Source organism: Variovorax sp. 770b2, from assembly GCF_900115685.1.
GTDB lineage: Bacteria > Pseudomonadota > Gammaproteobacteria > Burkholderiales > Burkholderiaceae_C > Variovorax.
Window position 1 is genome coordinate 675,637 of sequence record NZ_FOXJ01000001.1, and the last position, 15,336, is coordinate 690,972.

Sequence of the window (15,336 nt, forward strand, 5' to 3'; positions counted from 1 at the left end):
CGGCCCGTGGCGCCGACACGCTGCGCGCGGAGCACCTGCGCCGCCGGCCGCTCGAGGCGCGCAGCGGCGCGCTGCATTGCTTCCTGCTGGACTGCTCCGCCTCGATGCGCAACGACGGCAATCTCGCGCGCGCCAAAGGCATGCTGCTGTCGCTGATGCAAGAGGCCTACCAGCGGCGCGACCACGTGGCGCTGCTGTGCTTTGCCGGTGATGTGGTCGAACTGCGCCTCGCCCCGCGCCGCGCCAGCGCGTGGAACGACGACTGGGTCGCGCCCATCGCCGCCGGTGGCGGCACGCCACTTTCGCTCGGCGTGCGGCGCGCCGACCAGTTGCTCGCCCGAAGCGCCCCACGCCAGCGCTGGCTGTGGCTGCTGACCGATGGCCGCAGCAGCGAGAGCCCCGCGCGGCCCGGAGCCGCCGACATCGCCTGCGTGGTCGATTTCGAAGCCGCGCGCGTGCCGCTGCATCGGGCGCGGCAACTGGCCGAAAGCTGGCAGGCGCGCTACGTCGCGGCCGAGCGATCCGTGCAAACCAGGTGAATCGGGTGAATCGGTGGTCCAGGCCTTGCGCATCGCCGCAGCGGCATGGGGCCAAGCAACTTTCCGGCTGGAAGTTCGGGTAACTTCGCGGCATGCGCTTCCATCGCTTTTTTCTCACGCTCGCATGGGCCCTGGCCATGCCCGTCTTCTCACAGACGTCGGAGCCGCAGCCGGTGAACGCCGCCGACTGCAAGGCCCAGGAAGCGGTGCTCGAACGCGACATGGCGCTGGCCCGTTCCCGAGGGCAGATGCTGCGCCGAGGGCAACTCGGCGAGCAACTGGATGCGCTGCTTGCCCGCTGCAAATCGATCGCTCCCGCGCAGGGCCGCGAGGCGCGCATCGAGAAGCTGGAGCAGGAAATCCGTACGCTTCGCTCGGAACTCGAACGGGCCGAGGAGCAGTTGCGCAGCCTGAAGAGCGAATCGCCCTGAGGGCTCTTCAGCTCACCACGGCAGGTCGCCGAAGGGCGACGGCGGAGCGGGCTGAACGACTTTCTCCACCAGGCTGTCCACCGGCGCCAGCATCGTCCCGCGGCAGTTCGGCGAGCCGCAGTAGCAGGGGTACTTCGAGGGCGGCGAGCCGTCGTCGGCCGTCAGCGAATAGTCGATGAACAGTTCGTCGCCCGCGTCCACGGCCACCAGCGTCTGGAATTTCAGCACCAGCTCGCCGCCTTCGTCGTATTCCTCGACGGCTTCGCAGTTGGGCTCGCAGGCGTGGTTCAGGTGCCGCGTGCCGTTGCCGCCCTTGGCACCGTCGATGGTCTCGTGGTTCGACAGCGTGAACAGGTAGGTGAGTTGGTCGTCCCAGACCTTGGTGGCGATTTCGTGCTTCGAGTAGCGGCGTCCTTCGTAGAGGCCGAGGAAGGCCTCCGCGGGCAGGTCGCGCGTCGCGAAGGCCCCCAGGCCGTGCACGCCGCTCGGGCCGACCCGGATGAACGGGGTCGAGGATGTGGAAGAAGAGGGCTGCTTGTGGCGGGATTTCATGGGGCGGGCCGGACGTCGACCGGTGGATGCAAGTTCAACGCCATGTCGATCTGGCGGATGACGGTCGCCGCGCCGCGCGCGGTGGCTGCGTTGAAGAGCGGGCTGCCGGTGGGTTCGTCGACCAGGCGCCAGCGGATGCCGGGGCGTGCGGCCGCGAGAGCGTCGAGCAGGTCGTGGGCGGCGGACTCGTCGATGGCGGCTGCGTCGGGCAGCACGTTGCCGACAGGCGGGACGATGGCATAGGCGACAACCGCCGTGCCCCTTGCAACGCCGAGCGCGATGGCGTCTTCGTTGTCCAGGGCGTCCAGCACGGTCGGCAGTTCGCGGCGCCACGTGGGACGGGAGATGGCCGCGCAAGCCGTGTGCACTGCCGCGAGATCGGTGTGGTCGAGCTTCGTCGCGGCGACGGTGCCGCGTGCCTGGAAACTTCCTTCCAGCACGTCGAGCGTCCGAAGCTCCGCGAAGCCGGCCTGGCTGTAGAGCGAGCGGGCCGGGTTCTGCGCGATGACTTCGAGAAAGACCCGATGCAGCCCCGCTTGCGACCACGCCTGGGCCTGTCCCTCGATGAGCTGCCGCGCCAGCCCCTGGCGACGGTGCGTGTCCGCGATGCCGAAGCCGGCGAGGTAGCCGCGCTGCCCGCGCCGTCCGGCCAGCGAGATGCCGCAGGCGGCGCCATCGACCGTGATGACCCTGGACAACGCCAGGTCGACCATCGCGCGCCGCAGATGCCGCCCGAAAAGCTGTTCGTCGAACCGGACCGGCACGAAGTAGCCCTCGTAGGCCCGGTTCCAGAGCGCCGTGAGTTCGCTGCGCGTGAAGCCTGTGGCGGGGACGACCGCCGTGCCGAGCCTGTGCATTGCCTGCATTGAAGAAGACGGGGATCAGCCGTTGGGAAGGATCGCCACGAAACGCGTGCCCTCCGCCGCGGACGAGGTGACTTCGAGCGTGCCGCCATGGGCCCCGACGATTTCCGCACAGATGTAGAGACCCAGGCCCAGCCCGCCGCCCGGCTTGCTGTTGGCGGGGCGCCAGTAGGGCTGGAAGATCTTGGGGAGATCGTCCGGCGGAATGGGCTGGCCGCCGTTGCTCACCGACAGCACCAGCCGGTCGTCTTCGAGCACGGCGCGAACGACGATGGGGTCGTCCGGCCCGCCGTGCGTCACCGCGTTGCCGATCAGGTTCGAGAGCACCTGCTGGATGCGCGGCGGGTCGCAGCGAACCACGCCGCTGATCGACAGGTCCTCGCGGATGTCCAGGTGGGGGTTGGATGCCCGCGCTTCGTCGACCACGTCCTTCAGCCCCGAGGCCAGGAAGTCGGTTTCGCGGATCGCCAGACCCATGCCCGAACCCAGCCGCACGCGCGCGAAATCGAGCACGTCGTCGATCAGGCCGGACATCCGGCGCGTGCTCGACTTCAGCCGCGTGCCCAGCTTCACCAGGTCCGGCGCGTCGTGGCGGCGGATCAGCAGTTCGGCCGCGGCACCCACGGCGGACAGGGGGTTGCGCAGGTCATGGCCCAGCACGGCGATGAACTGCTCGCGCAGCTCGGCCGTGGCGCGCTCGGACTGCAGCGCGACTTCCGCGCGCTCCTGGCGGTCTTCGTTTTCCAGCTGGCGCGCGATCAGGTCGGCGAAGGCGGTGAACATCGCCACGGTGCGCGGGTCGGAGACGTTCGCCGGCCGCGGGTCGATGGCGCACAGGTTGCCGAAATACTCGCCGTTGGTATAGACGATCGGCACCGAGATGTAGCTCTGGATGTTGTAGAGCCGAGGCGTGTGGTGGTCGCGGTAGGCGGGGTCGGTGCTGGCGTGGTCGATGACCACCGGCAACCGGGCCGCGCGCGATTCCATGCAGAGCGTGGTTTCCACCTTGAGCTGGCCGCCGGGCAGCAGGCCGAACTGGATCGTGTCCTCGACCGCGCAGGCGGTCCAGGTGCCATCGGTCACGCGGGCCACGGCGGCGAAGCCCATGCCCGTGTTCTGGCAGATGATCTTGAGCAGCGAGGGCACCGCGCTGATGCGGCCGACGGCCGCCACGTCCCGCGCAATGGCTTCTTCGGTGTCGACGAGGGCAGCGGGCGCTGCGGGCGCTGCGGGGTTTAGGGCGGGGGTCAAGGTACCGGGATGGTACGTCAGCGCCTGCGTGGCGCCCAGCGGCATGGTCAAGCTCAGGAGCGCGGATCGCCCAGCGAGGCAAGGCACCCCACGATGGCATCGGCCGCTTCGTCCAGCCGGGGGCCCGGACGCATCATCAGGTCGAAGCGCGCCGAGGCGAAGCTGCAGACGCGGCCGCGCCGGATGGCGGACATGGCCGACCAGCCGGGCCGCGCGGCCATGGCCGAGATTTCGCCGAGCGCCGAGACCATCAGCACGTCGGGATCGGCGCGCACCACGAATTCGGGGCTCATTTTGGGGAAGGGCCCGAGCGTGCCCGGCACCGCGTTGGCCAGGCCCAGGCGCGCGAGCGTCTCGCCGATGAAGGAGCTTTCGCTGGCCGCCGCGACGCCGCCGTGCACCTCGAAATAGACCCGCCGCCCCTGCCAGCCCGCCGGCACGCGGGCGCGGGCCGCGTCCAGCCCGGCATCGAGCCGGCGCCAGAAGGCCTCGCCCGCGCCGGGCTTGCCGGTGGCGCGGGCCACCGTCTCCATCACCCGCCGCATGTCGGCATGGGTCTTGGCGTCCAGGGCCAGCACCTTGATGCCCAGGCGCTCCAGCGGCTCGGCGACGCGGCTGCGCGGGCGCAGCAGCACCAGGTCGGGCTTGAGCGCGACGATGCGCTCGATGTTCGCGTCGTCCATGCCGCCGACCTGCGGCAGGCCCTTCACCGAGGCCGGCCAGTTGGCGTGGCGGTCGATGCCCACCAGCCGGTCGCAGGCGTCCAGCGCGCAGACGGTCTCGGTGAGCGAGGGCATCAGCGAGACGATGCGCCTGGCGGGCGCCTGCAGTTCAAGGGTGGTGCCGCGGTCGTCTTCCAGGCGGATGCCTGCGGCATGGGCCGCCGAGCCGACGCCCAGCGCCACGAAGGCCGCGGCCCTGGCGACGTGGCGGACCGCGGTGGCGGCGGTTGAAAAGGGCTGGCGTTGGCGTTGGGGCAGGGCGTTGGAAGTCATCGGGGCGGGCGTGGTCGGCCCGCTATTGTCGTGGCGTCTGCATGCGCAGCAGCCGCGCCGCTTCTTCCATGCGCGCGTCTTCCACCTCGCGCAGCACATTGCCCAGGTCGACCGGGCCGGTCTCGCGCACGAAGGTGCCCGTAAGCTCCGTCTCGGGCCGCAGCAGGCCGCGCTCGTAGAGCTGCCAGATCTCGTCGCCGTAGTGCGTCTTGAGCAGTGCGGGTTCGAACTGCCCGAAGAAGTTGCGCAGGTTCTCCACGTCGCGCAGCAGCATGCGCCTGGCGTGGTTGTTGCCCGCGGCATCCACCGCCTGGGGCAGGTCGATGATCACCGGGCCGTCTTCGGCCAACAGCACGTTGAACTCGGAGAGGTCGCCGTGCACGATGCCGGCGCACAGCATGCGCATCACTTCCTTCAGGAGGCTCGCGTGGTGCAGCAGCGCGTCTTCGGGCGAAAAGGCCACGTCGTTCAGGCGCGGGGCGGCGTCGCCGTTGGCGTCGGTCACCAGGTCCATCAGCAGCACGCCTTCCAGGAAGTTGTGCGGCGTCGGCACCCGCACGCCGGCCGCGGCCAGGCGGTAGAGCGCATCGACCTCGGCGCTCTGCCAGATGGCCTCGGTCACCTTGCGGCCGAAGCGCGTGCCCTTGGCCATGGCGCGCGCCTCGCGGGTGTTCTTCACGCGGCGGTTCTCGGTGTAGTCGACCGCCTGGCGAAAGCTGCGCTTGTCGGCCTCCTTGTAGATCTTGGCGCAGCGCGTTTCCTCGCCGCAGCGCACGACGTACACCATGGCTTCCTTGCCGCTCATCAGCTGGCGCACGACGGTGTCGATCAGGCCTTCGTCCACGAGGGATTGCAGTCTCTGGGGTGTCTTCATGCGCGTGCCTCCGGCGAAGCCAGGGGTCGGGTCGAGAGGAAGGCCCTCAGGCTTTCCGTGCCGATCTGGTAGGCCCCATCATGCCTGTGCACGGCAAAGCCGAGCCGGCGGTTGATGGCCAGCATGGGCGCGTTGACCTCCGCGTTCTGCGTGACGGCCATCACCACCCCGGGGTGGCGCTCCCGCACCAGCTGCAGCATCACCGCCTTCACGCCCTTGGCCAGGCCCTTGCCGCGCCAGTGGCGGGCCACGCCGGTGAGCCGCTGGAACATGCGGTCGGGGTAGAGCTGGTTCCAGCTGGCATCGCACACCGCTGCCACCCCGGCGCCATCGAGCAGGAGCACGAGGAAGTGCTCGCCGCCGCGCCGGTCGATCTCGGCGTACCAGGCGCGGAAGTCCTCCAGCTCGTAACGCATGGGCGGGCGGGCGAGGCCCGTGGTGGGCGCGTCTTCGAGCAGCGCCGAGAGCGGCGCCATCAGCGTGGCGAGGCGCTCCAAGGGCACGCGGCCTGCGTGGATTTCCAGGCGCAGCCCGTGGCCGGGCGCGAGGGCTTCGGCGCGCCAGCGGGCGAGCGCATCGTCGTCGAGACTGGCGAAGGCCATGCGGTTCTCCATGCTGCGGTGCTTTTCGGTGGCGCCGATGGCCGCAAGGAACGCGTGGCTCTCGGGGAGATGAACGCTGAAGGTGGCCGTGGTCTTGCCATGCGTGTCCATCGACGCCAGCAACTCTCGCAGCAGAAGGCTGCCGACGCCTTTCCTTCTGTGGGATTGCCGCACGCCGCCCGAGACATTGACGAAGGGCGCATGGGCTTCGTAGTCGGGCGTGCCTTCGCGGCGCACGCCCATGTGGATGTTGCCCACGACCCGGCCCTGTGCGTCGTGCGCAAGGATGCGGCGCGTGACGTGCAGCGGCGTGTATTGCCGGACGTTCTGCTCGATGTGGGCATCGCTGGGCAGGGGCTCGCCCGGAAAATCTTCTTCGTTGCGAAGACGCCAGTAGGCAAGGCAATGCGCCCAGGTTTCGGCGGACGCCCGCTGGGGATCGAAATGAGAAATCGCAAACGGCCGCGCATCGGCGGCACGGGTTTCAAGCATGGTGGGCCTTGATTCGAAAAGGGAACGGATCGCGCGCGGCACATGCGTGCCAGCGGCGGCGTTTGAATCGGGCGGTTGTGTCGCGGCAGGAGGCCGCGATGATCGAACTGGCCATGCCCTCAGGGGCAGGCGCTGCGCAGTGGACGCGTCAGCAGCAGTTCTTGAACGACCCGACAACAAACCGTACGGGGGAGGGGGAATGAATAGCAGTGTCTTCCATCGCGCACCTCCGGTCTGTGTTGTGGATCGAGGGGCCGAATGTAGCGAGTTTTGCGCGGCCTGTGAAGTCTCATGACGTGCCATGTGCCTGCGGCAGAATCCAAAAACCAACAGACGGGGAGTGCCATGGATCCGAAGAAGATTTTCGAGGCGGCGCGCCAAGCCGATGTCGAAACGGTGCGCGCGTGCATCGCGGCCGGGGCCGACATGGCCGCAGTGAACAAGCAGGGCTTCACCGCGCTGCAGTGCGCCGCGATGGGTTCGAACCAGACCGCGGTCGAACCAAATCTCGCCGTGTTGCGGCTCTTGCTCGAAGCGGGAAGCCCGCTCGAATACATCGGCACCGATGGCCGCACCGCGCTCTACCTCGCCGCCGAGTTCGCGCCCGCGACGGATGCCGTGCAACTGCTCCTGGATGCCGGCGCGAAGGCCGACATCAGCGATGGGCATGGCAACCACATCACGGTGAACGCGATGATGGAAGAGGTGGTCGCGCTTCTCGCGCGCGTCACCGGCAAGCCCATTCCCGAACCACCGCCGCCCGAGCCCGACCCGGTGAAGATGACGACCGCGCAATGGCGCGCCGCCAAGGCGAGGATCGACGGCGTTTTCGAGGCGTTGACGAAGGCCGGGCTCGTCACGCTGCAGGACGCGGGGTCTACGCAGTCCGATGGTTTCTCCGACTGTGTCGAAGAATTCCACGAGCGCGGCGGCGAGGCGGCCGGCGTGCATGGCTTCTGCTTCTACACCCGGCAGGACCTGAACCGCGCGAAGAGCGCGAGCCAGCTGTCGCTCGCGTACTGGGGCGCGCCGCAGGGCGCCGATGCCGACATGCTGCGCGTCGGAGAACTCGTCGTCGAACACTTCCGCAAGGCGGGCTTCGAGGTGCGATGGAACGGGGCCGCGTCGATGCGGCCGGAGGTCGATCTGCGGCAGGCGAGCCCGCAGGCGGCGCCAGCGAGCGAGTCGACGTCTTCAGCGACCCCCGTCGAACAGGCGACTGGCGAACAGGCATCGCAATCGAGCTTTCTCTATTTCACGGGCCAGGGCTCCGACAAGGTCTACCAGGTCCACCTGCGCCCCAAGGACGACGGCTGGGTGGTCGACTACGGCAATGGGCGCCGCGGCGGCACGCTCGCCACCGGCACCAAGACCAGCAGCCCCGTCGCGTTCGAAGTGGCACTGAAGATCTACGACAAGGTCGTGAAGGAGAAGACCTTCAAGGGCTACACGCCCGACCAGTCCGGCGCGCTCTACACCTCGAGCGACCTGGCCGGCCGCATCAGCGGCGAGCTGCCGCAACTGCCCACGCTGATCCTGGAGGAGCAGGTGGCGCGCTACTTCGACGACGCAGGCTGGGGCCTGCAGGAAAAGGCCGATGGCGAGAACCGCATCCTGCTGATCGAAGGCGAGGCGGTGCGCGGCACCAATCGCCGCGGGCTCTTCGTCGACATTCCGCAGGCCTGGGTCGGCGGGGCAGGTGCGGCTGCGGGTCGTACCGTGATCGCGGGCGAGCATGTCGGCGATGCCTTCAAGGCCTTCGATCTGCTGGAGTTGGATGGGCAGGACCTGCGCGGCGCGCCTTTCATCGAGCGCTTCGGGCACCTGCAGAAAATCGCCGGGCTCGTGCCGTGGATGGTGGTGCTCGATCTGGAAACCACCGCCGAGGGCAAGCGCCGCCGCGCCGCGGAACTGCTGGCCGCGCATGGCGAAGGCTATGTGCTCAAGGCGCTCGCCGCGCCGTTTGCGGCGGGGCGCAGCACCGCGAGCCTGAAGTTCAAGTTCAACCAGAGCGCGACCTGCGAAGTGATCCGCGTCAACGCGCAGCGCTCGGTGGCCGTGGGGCTGCGCGACGAGACGGGCGCGATGGTCGACATGGGCAACGTGACGGTGCCGCCCAACGAAGCGCTGCCGGCCGCCGGCACGCGGGTCGAGGTGCGCTATCTCTACCGCCATGCGGGCGGCAAGTTCGCGCAGCCGGTCTACAAGGGGCAGCGGCCGGACATGACGGCTGAAGACGCGGTGCTGTCGCAGGTCACGCGCATCAAGGACAGCAGCGCGGCGATGGACGACGAGGCCGCCTGAACCCCTGAGCCGTTCCACCGGGCGGCAATGCGCCGCTCGCGCGGCCGGTCCTCGAGTAGGCTGTTTCCTTGGATAAAACATCCGCATGTCCTGACCTGGACGCCGACTCCCCCAATGCGTGACACCGTTGAAAGAGGACCGAAGAACATGGCAATCAAGCGAATGGACAACATCCTGATCGTTGTCGACGATCTCGAAGCGGTGAAGGCTTTCTTTGTCGAACTGGGCCTCGAGCTCGAGGGCCAGACCACCGTTGAAGGGCCTGCCATCGGGAGCCTCATAGGGCTTGGAGACGTTCGAGCCACCCTGGCGATGCTGCGCACGCCCGATGGGCAGGGCATTGAGCTGGACAAGTTCCACACGCCGGATGCCGTGAGGTTCGGGCCCGTGGATGCGCCGATGAACACCCTGGGTCTTCGTCGCGTCATGTTTGCCGTCGATGGCATCGATGCCGTCGTCGCGCGGATGCAGGCCCATGGCGCAGAACTCATGGGCCGGATGCAGTACGGGGAGTCGTACCGGCTTGCCTATATTCGCGGGCCCGAGGGCATCATCGTCGCGCTTGCCGAGCAACTCGGCTGAGGGCGGACGGCTTGCTCGCGCGCACGACAGTCACCACGCTCAGGGGGCGGTTGACCGCCGCAGCTCCAGGACTCGGCCCGGGCTTTTGCCGGCAGTGGACTGCAACCGAATCCGGCGGAAGAATTTCGCAGATGCTCGATGGCATGAGCGACGCTATCCGGCGCTACCGCACGTCGAAAGGACACGCACGATGACCACCATCACCATCACTGCCTTTGAACGGTCGCCCGATGGCGGCAAGGGGCTGGCGCGCGACACGCGCGTGCGCTGGGCGCTGGAGGAAGCCGGCCTCCCCTACGAGGTGCGCCTGGTGTCTTTCCACGCGATGAAGGAGGCCGCGCATCTGGCGCTGCATCCTTTCGGCCAGATTCCCACCTACGAGGAAGACGGCCTCACGTTGTTCGAGACCGGCTCTATCGTGATGCACATCGCCGAGTGCCGCCCGGGCCTGTTCCCTGCCGACGCCAACGCGAGGGCGCGCGCCATCACGTGGATGTTCGCGGCGCTCAATACGGTCGAGCCGCCCATTCTGGAACTCGTCATTGTCAAGTTCGTGGAAGGCGACAAGCCTTGGAAAGACGAGCGCCTGCCCCTCGTCCTGGACCGGATACGCGCCCGGCTGACCCAGCTTGCCACCCGCCTGGGCGATACCGACTGGCTGGACGGCGGCTTCAGCGCGGGCGATTTGCTGATGGTGTCGGTGCTGCTGCGGCTGAGGCCGTCCGGCCTGCTGAACGAGTTTCCCAGCCTGGCCGCCTATGTCGCTCGCGGCGAAGCGCGACCGGCCTATCAGCGGGCGTTCGCTGCGCAACTGGCGATCAACGCTGCGCCCTTGCCGGGGGGCTGAAGGGGCGCTGCCGCCGGCGCTGACGAGGCGATGCGCACGCGTCGCTCCATGGCTGCCCGCCGTGGCGACGGCAGTCGCGTCTGCATCTTCCGGGGCGGGCCGCTAAGCGCCCGTCCCAGGCCGGAGAGAAACCTCGGCATACCAGCGCTTGATCGCCAATTGCGTATCCGAGAACGGAAGGCCGAGTGCCTTGGCGGCGAAGTCGATCGTCACGAGTGCGGTGATGTCCGCGACGGAGAACGCGTGGCCGGCGACGAAGGCCGACTCCTGCAGTCTCGCGTCCAGGTCGGCGTAGAAGTTCAGCAACCGCAGCTTGCCGCGATCGACCATCGCGGGGATCTGCGCATAGTCGTGCGCCCCGGCGATCGCGCGCTCCTTCAAACCGGGCACCTGGTTGCGCACGGCCTCCATCACGGAGGCGAAGCCCTCCTGTTCGACGCGCCGCTCCCACATCGCGATCAGCGCCTGCTCCTTGGGCGTCGTGCCGAGGAGCGGCACCGCAGGGTGGGTCTCCTCGAGGTAGCGCCAGATGGCCGGCACCTCACCGATCGACGTGCCGTCTTCGAGCACGAGCGTCGGTACCACGCGCCGCGAGTTGATGGCCCGATAGGCCTCGGTGTGTTGCTCGCCCTTGCCGAGGTCGACTGCGACGAGTGGGATGTCGATGCCTTTCTCGGCCAGGAAGATGCGAACGCGCCGTGAGTTGGGCGAGGAGGCTGATTGATAGAGCGTCGGCGTCTGCATGATGGATCCTTGTGATGTGAGTGGCCGAGTTCAGAGTTTGGAGCCGCCATCGACGTGCAAGGTGTCGCCGGTGATCCAGCGTGCCCCGTCGGAGGCCAGGAAGGCGACGACATCACCGACATCGTCGGGTTGCGCGACGCGCTTGAGCGCCTGCATCCCCAACGTGAAATCGCGGCCGGCATCGGTGCGCGCGAACTTCGACATGTCGGTGTCGACCACGCCCGGTGCAACCGCATTGACGCGGATGCCGCGCTCGCCGAGTGCCGACGCGAAGTGCTTGACCAGCGTGTCGATCGCGCCCTTGGTCGCGGCATAGGCCGACAACGCGCCGACCGAGGCGTGAGCGGCCAACGATGACAGCAGCACCACGCTGCTGCCCTTGCCAAGAATGGGCAGCAGTTGCTGGACAAGGAAGTACGGCGCGCGCACGTTGACGGCGAACATGCGGTCGAAGTCTTCAACGGTCGTTTCCTCGATCGTCGCACCGACGGAGATGCCGGCGTTCGCGACCAAGATGTCGAGTCGGCCACCGACCACTTCGCGCACGTGGCGCGCGAGCTGGTGCGCACCGTCGGCCGCACTCATGTCGGCGGCGATCGCGTCGGCCCTGCCGCCGGCCTGGCGGATTTCAGCGACAACTGCATTCGCTTCTTCCGCGCCGCGGCCGTAATGGACGAGCACCTGGGCGCCGGCCTTGGCGAGCGCCAGCGCCGCGGCCCTGCCCATGCCGCGGGACGCACCCGTGACGAGAGCAGTCTTGCCTGTGAGGTAGGTCATGATCGATTCCTGGTTGATGCAGCATCGCTGCGGGTGAGAGGAATCTATGGCCGCCTTGCGGGTTGCACAAAGACTTTGTAAGCTGGGTGCCATACCTCAAAAGCATGGGAGAGCCATTGGAACTTCGTCACCTCCGCTACTTCGTCGCCGTGGCGGAAGCGGGCAGCATGACCGTCGCCGCAACGCAGAAACTGCACACGGCGCAGCCGTCTTTGAGCCGGCAGTTGCGCGACCTGGAATACGAGGTCGGCACGCCGTTGATGACGCGCAGTGCCCGCGGCATCGAACTCACCGCGGCCGGCCGCGCCTTCCTCGATCACGCGCGACTGGCGTTGTCTCAGGTCGAAGCAGCAGGCCTGGCAGCTCGCCGCGCAGCGCAGCCTGCGAAGGCCACGTTCGCGCTGGGCTTCCTCACCGGCCAGGAGATGGACTGGCTGCCCGAGGCGATGCATGTGCTGCGCGACGAGTTGCCCAAGCTCGACGTCACCGTGTCGAGCCAGTTCTCGCCCGATCTGGCGAAAGGCCTGTTGAATGGAACGCTGGATGCCGCGTTCATGCGGCCCGAGCAAGGCGCCAGCGATCTTGTGTTCCGCGTCGTGGTCGACGAGCCGCTGGTCGTCGTGCTCCCGAGCGATCACCGCCTGGCCTCGCACAAGGCGATCAACCCGGCCGCGCTCGCCGGCGAGCCGTTCATCAACGTCTCCAGTACCGCGCCGGCCTTGCGAGTCGTCATTGACGACTACGTCGATCGCACGGGGCTGGACGTCAGGCTGGCGCATGAAGCTGACAATCTGGCGATGGCAATCTCGTTGGTCGCGTCGACGCGTGGGTTTGCCTTGTTGCCCATCTATGCCGAGAACTTTCTGCCTTGGTCGGTCGTCGCTCGGCGGATCAAGAGTGGCGATGTTCCGACGATCCCTCTGATGGTCGCCCACCACAAGGCAAACACATCCGCGACGTTGAAGCTCTTTCTATCAAGGATCGATGAATTGATCGCTCGCGTCTCGAAAAAGCATGGTTGAGTCGCCGTCGGGGGGCGTTGATGACGGCTTGCTCAGGGCCAATGGGGCAATCATCGAGCGCCGAATTCACCATCGTTTTCAGCGAAGGCCCGGCGCCGCGCGCAGCTTCGCCGCAAGCCGCTGCGCCTGCGCGCCGGAGCCGATGTTGGTGAAGCCCATCAGCAGCCCTTCATCGCGAAAGCCGGCCGTGCCGCGCTGCGAAAGCGGCTGGCAATTCAGGCCCGCGCGCTGCGCGCGAAGGGCCAGTGCCGTGTCGCTCTCGGGCTGCCCGTCGAAGCGCGCGATGAGGTGCATGCCGCCGCTCGTGAGGTCGATGCGCACATCGTCGTCAAAGGCCTTCGACAGCGCCGTCACGAGCATGGCGCGGCGGCGCGCATAGAGCAGCCGCATTTTCTTCAGATGGCGCGGGAAGTGGCCTTCGCGCAGGAAGTCGGCCACGGTGGCCTGCGTGATCTGCGGGCACCCGTTGGACCGGGTCCGCGCGGCCTCGCCGAAGGCGTCGCGCAGCGACTCGGGCACCACCAGATAGCCCAGCGCCAGGCCCGGATACAGCACCTTGGAGAAGCGGCCCGATGCGAACTGAGCGGAGCTACCGGGTGCCCGCGCGCGCCCGTGGCTTGGCGCGCGGGGCTGCCTTCCGAGGTGCGAGCGCGCGGCGCAGTGCCGGCGCCTCCTGCTGGATGTGATCCCACAGGCGGTTCGCGACAGGCCCCTGCGGCCGGTCGCGCCGCCGCGCGGCCACCAGCTCCTCGGTGCGGCCGGGCAGATGGCGCCCGGCGATGGACCGCAGCTGGCCACTGCGCAACTCGTCTTCGATCAGGAAGCGCGGCATGTGGCCCCATCCGAGGCCCTGCAGGATGATCTCCTTCTTCATCGACTGGTCGGCCACCGTGCATTGCGGCGCGCCCTCGACCACGAAGTAGTCCTGCGGCGGTGAATGGCGCGCGGTGTCGCGCATGACGCATTGCGTGAACCCGCGCATCCGCTCGGGTGTGATGGCGCGCGGGCCCGGCGCCGGCAGCAGGCCGGGCGCCACCACGGGAATGAACGGCACCTTGCACAGGTCGATCCATTCGACGCGCGCATCGCTCTTGTCGACGCGGTGCAGGATCACATCGGCCTCGCCATCGAAGAGCCGCTCCCACGGGCCGGCGACCGCCTCGAAATGCAGGTGCAGGCGCGTGCCCGGGCACTGCGCGAAGAAGCGGCCGAGCATGCCCAGCACCTGCGGGCGCGGGCACAGGTCGCCGATCACCACGTGCAACTCGCTTTCCTCGCCCATCGCCAGTTGCGCGGCGTGCGTGCGCAGGCCTTCCAGCTCTTGCAGCAGCGATTGCGCCCGGCGATGAAACGAGAGCCCGGCCTCTGTGGCGCGCACGCGGTAGCCGCTGCGGTCCAGCAGGACCAGGTCGAGCTGCCGTTCCAGCTTGGCAACGGCGGCAAACACCGCGGGGTGCGAGCGATGCAGCGCCGTCGCGGCGGGCTGGAAGCCGCCTGCGCGGACCACCGCATCGAAGCATTGCAGGTCGTGCAAGGTGAATTCATTCATGTCAGCTTTGACTACAGAGATCGACCGATCTTTGTAATATCTTTGCGTGCGGGCCGCAACTACGATTTGCCTCATCCACTCATCGAAGAGAAAGCGAACCCCACCATGACCGACCTGAATTTCGTCGTCGCCGGCGACGGCACGCGCATCGCCTATCGCATCGACGGCGAAGCCGGCAAGCCCGTGCTGGTGCTGTCCAACTCCATCGGCACCACGCTGCGGATGTGGGACACGCAGACCGAGGAACTGTCCAGGCATTTCCGCGTGCTGCGCTACGACATGCGCGGGCACGGGGATTCGGGCGTGCCCGCCGGCGCCTATTCGCTCGACCGGCTCGGCCGCGACGTGATCGAGCTGCTCGACGCACTGGGCATCGCGCGTGCGCACTTCCTCGGACTCTCGCTGGGCGGCTTCGTCGGGCAGTGGCTCGGCGTGCATGCGCCCGAGCGGATCGACCGGCTGATCCTGAGCAACACCTCGCCCTACCTCGGGCCGGCCGCGCAATGGGACGAACGCATCGCCGCCGTGCTGCAGGCGCCGGACATGTCGGGCACCGCCGAAATCTTCCTGGCCAACTGGTTTCCCGCGCACATGCTGGCGGCGAAGGAGCCTGTCGTCGAAGCGTTCCGCGCCATGCTGCTGGCCACGGACCGACAGGGCCTCGCGGGCTCCTATGCCGTGGTTCGCGACACCGACCTGCGCCGCACCATCGCGCTGATCGACCGGCCGACGCTGGTGATCGCCGGACGGCACGACACCGTGACGGCCGCGAGCCACGGCGAACAGATCGCAGCGACCGTGCCTGGCGCCAAGCTGGTCGTGCTGCCCGCGGTGCACCTGTCGAACATCGAGTACCCGGTGGAGTTCATGCAGGTGGTGCTGGGGTTTCTGCGCTGAGTTCGCGCCGCGGCG

At 68.1% G+C, this 15,336-nt stretch carries 17 protein-coding genes; 7 read left to right on the forward strand and 10 right to left on the reverse strand.

The annotated features are described in order from the left end of the window. Window positions 1-86: 86 nt before the first annotated feature. On the forward strand, window positions 87-539 hold the full coding sequence (locus BM133_RS02895; protein ID WP_256219189.1) for a vWA domain-containing protein: 453 nt from the start codon (window positions 87-89) through the stop codon (window positions 537-539). 92 nt (window positions 540-631) lie between these two features. Continuing rightward, window positions 632-970, forward strand: coding sequence for a DUF1090 family protein (locus BM133_RS02900; protein WP_256219037.1), 339 nt, complete (start codon window positions 632-634; stop codon window positions 968-970). 12 nt (window positions 971-982) lie between these two features. Here BM133_RS02900 and BM133_RS02905 read toward each other — a convergent pair whose 3' ends face one another. Genes BM133_RS02905 through BM133_RS02930 form a run of 6 tightly spaced genes read right to left on the reverse strand, consistent with a single transcriptional unit; the run spans window position 983 to window position 6,599 of the window. Next, window positions 983-1,522 carry an SET domain-containing protein gene (locus tag BM133_RS02905; RefSeq protein WP_093431516.1) on the reverse strand — a complete coding sequence of 180 codons (540 nt, stop codon included), beginning with the start codon at window positions 1,520-1,522 and terminating at the stop codon, window positions 983-985. Continuing rightward, entirely contained in the window at window positions 1,519-2,379 is an 861-nt protein-coding gene (locus tag BM133_RS02910; RefSeq protein ID WP_177224700.1) for a GNAT family N-acetyltransferase, read from the reverse strand. The genes BM133_RS02905 and BM133_RS02910 overlap by 4 nt, the downstream gene beginning before the upstream one ends. Window positions 2,380-2,403: 24 nt before the next feature. Next, on the reverse strand, window positions 2,404-3,681 hold the full coding sequence (locus tag BM133_RS02915) for a GAF domain-containing sensor histidine kinase (RefSeq protein ID WP_093434994.1): 1,278 nt from the start codon (window positions 3,679-3,681) through the stop codon (window positions 2,404-2,406). Between the two features lie 8 nt (window positions 3,682-3,689). Then, window positions 3,690-4,631, reverse strand: a complete 942-nt coding sequence (locus BM133_RS02920) for an ABC transporter substrate-binding protein (protein ID WP_093431519.1) — start codon at window positions 4,629-4,631, stop codon at window positions 3,690-3,692. 22 nt (window positions 4,632-4,653) lie between these two features. After that, window positions 4,654-5,505, reverse strand: coding sequence for a PA4780 family RIO1-like protein kinase (locus tag BM133_RS02925; protein WP_093431521.1), 852 nt, complete (start codon window positions 5,503-5,505; stop codon window positions 4,654-4,656). Then, window positions 5,502-6,599 (reverse strand): GNAT family N-acetyltransferase, encoded by a 1,098-nt coding sequence (locus BM133_RS02930; RefSeq protein WP_093431522.1) that lies wholly within the window; start codon window positions 6,597-6,599, stop codon window positions 5,502-5,504. The genes BM133_RS02925 and BM133_RS02930 overlap by 4 nt, the downstream gene beginning before the upstream one ends. 345 nt (window positions 6,600-6,944) lie before the next feature. Between BM133_RS02930 and BM133_RS35360 the strand changes: the two genes are divergently transcribed. The 3 genes from BM133_RS35360 (at window position 6,945) to BM133_RS02945 (ending at window position 10,332) form a co-directional block, all read left to right on the forward strand. Beyond that, on the forward strand, window positions 6,945-8,903 hold the full coding sequence (locus BM133_RS35360) for a DUF6891 domain-containing protein (protein WP_093431524.1): 1,959 nt from the start codon (window positions 6,945-6,947) through the stop codon (window positions 8,901-8,903). Window positions 8,904-9,050: 147 nt separating this feature from the next. Then, on the forward strand, window positions 9,051-9,485 hold the full coding sequence (locus BM133_RS02940) for a VOC family protein (RefSeq protein ID WP_093434996.1): 435 nt from the start codon (window positions 9,051-9,053) through the stop codon (window positions 9,483-9,485). 190 nt (window positions 9,486-9,675) lie between these two features. Then, entirely contained in the window at window positions 9,676-10,332 is a 657-nt protein-coding gene (locus tag BM133_RS02945) for a glutathione S-transferase family protein (RefSeq protein ID WP_093431525.1), read from the forward strand. Between the two features lie 102 nt (window positions 10,333-10,434). Here the strand turns inward: BM133_RS02945 and BM133_RS02950 are convergent, their stop codons facing one another. Together BM133_RS02950 and BM133_RS02955 are read right to left on the reverse strand one after the other, a co-directional pair. Beyond that, on the reverse strand, window positions 10,435-11,076 hold the full coding sequence (locus BM133_RS02950; RefSeq protein WP_093431527.1) for a glutathione S-transferase family protein: 642 nt from the start codon (window positions 11,074-11,076) through the stop codon (window positions 10,435-10,437). A gap of 30 nt (window positions 11,077-11,106) precedes the next feature. Then, window positions 11,107-11,853, reverse strand: coding sequence for an SDR family NAD(P)-dependent oxidoreductase (locus tag BM133_RS02955; protein ID WP_093431528.1), 747 nt, complete (start codon window positions 11,851-11,853; stop codon window positions 11,107-11,109). 116 nt (window positions 11,854-11,969) lie between these two features. Here BM133_RS02955 and BM133_RS02960 point away from each other — a divergent pair, with 116 nt between their 5' ends. Continuing rightward, window positions 11,970-12,875 carry a LysR family transcriptional regulator gene (locus tag BM133_RS02960; RefSeq protein WP_093434997.1) on the forward strand — a complete coding sequence of 302 codons (906 nt, stop codon included), beginning with the start codon at window positions 11,970-11,972 and terminating at the stop codon, window positions 12,873-12,875. Between the two features lie 78 nt (window positions 12,876-12,953). On the opposite strand, the gene BM133_RS02965 is transcribed toward BM133_RS02960, so the two are convergent. Together BM133_RS02965 and BM133_RS02970 are read right to left on the reverse strand one after the other, a co-directional pair. Continuing rightward, window positions 12,954-13,430 (reverse strand): aminotransferase class I/II-fold pyridoxal phosphate-dependent enzyme, encoded by a 477-nt coding sequence (locus tag BM133_RS02965; protein WP_256219038.1) that lies wholly within the window; start codon window positions 13,428-13,430, stop codon window positions 12,954-12,956. A 34-nt stretch (window positions 13,431-13,464) separates the two neighbouring features. Then, window positions 13,465-14,424, reverse strand: a complete 960-nt coding sequence (locus BM133_RS02970) for a LysR family transcriptional regulator (protein WP_093431530.1) — start codon at window positions 14,422-14,424, stop codon at window positions 13,465-13,467. Between the two features lie 105 nt (window positions 14,425-14,529). Here BM133_RS02970 and pcaD point away from each other — a divergent pair, with 105 nt between their 5' ends. After that, window positions 14,530-15,321 carry a 3-oxoadipate enol-lactonase gene (gene pcaD, locus BM133_RS02975; RefSeq protein WP_093434999.1) on the forward strand — a complete coding sequence of 264 codons (792 nt, stop codon included), beginning with the start codon at window positions 14,530-14,532 and terminating at the stop codon, window positions 15,319-15,321. Window positions 15,322-15,336 lie beyond the last annotated feature (15 nt).

Coding starts and splice junctions, on each gene's coding strand:
- BM133_RS02920 (WP_093431519.1), bottom strand. CDS start 4,631: ATGACTTCCAACGCCCTGCCCCAACGCCAACGCCAGCCCTTTTCAACC.
- BM133_RS02945 (WP_093431525.1), top strand. CDS start 9,676: ATGACCACCATCACCATCACTGCCTTTGAACGGTCGCCCGATGGCGGC.
- BM133_RS02905 (WP_093431516.1), bottom strand. CDS start 1,522: ATGAAATCCCGCCACAAGCAGCCCTCTTCTTCCACATCCTCGACCCCG.
- BM133_RS02950 (WP_093431527.1), bottom strand. CDS start 11,076: ATGCAGACGCCGACGCTCTATCAATCAGCCTCCTCGCCCAACTCACGG.
- BM133_RS02955 (WP_093431528.1), bottom strand. CDS start 11,853: ATGACCTACCTCACAGGCAAGACTGCTCTCGTCACGGGTGCGTCCCGC.
- BM133_RS35360 (WP_093431524.1), top strand. CDS start 6,945: ATGGATCCGAAGAAGATTTTCGAGGCGGCGCGCCAAGCCGATGTCGAA.
- BM133_RS02930 (WP_093431522.1), bottom strand. CDS start 6,599: ATGCTTGAAACCCGTGCCGCCGATGCGCGGCCGTTTGCGATTTCTCAT.
- BM133_RS02940 (WP_093434996.1), top strand. CDS start 9,051: ATGGCAATCAAGCGAATGGACAACATCCTGATCGTTGTCGACGATCTC.
- BM133_RS02925 (WP_093431521.1), bottom strand. CDS start 5,505: ATGAAGACACCCCAGAGACTGCAATCCCTCGTGGACGAAGGCCTGATC.
- BM133_RS02900 (WP_256219037.1), top strand. CDS start 632: ATGCGCTTCCATCGCTTTTTTCTCACGCTCGCATGGGCCCTGGCCATG.
- pcaD (WP_093434999.1), top strand. CDS start 14,530: ATGACCGACCTGAATTTCGTCGTCGCCGGCGACGGCACGCGCATCGCC.
- BM133_RS02915 (WP_093434994.1), bottom strand. CDS start 3,681: ATGCCGCTGGGCGCCACGCAGGCGCTGACGTACCATCCCGGTACCTTG.
- BM133_RS02970 (WP_093431530.1), bottom strand. CDS start 14,424: ATGAATGAATTCACCTTGCACGACCTGCAATGCTTCGATGCGGTGGTC.
- BM133_RS02910 (WP_177224700.1), bottom strand. CDS start 2,379: ATGCACAGGCTCGGCACGGCGGTCGTCCCCGCCACAGGCTTCACGCGC.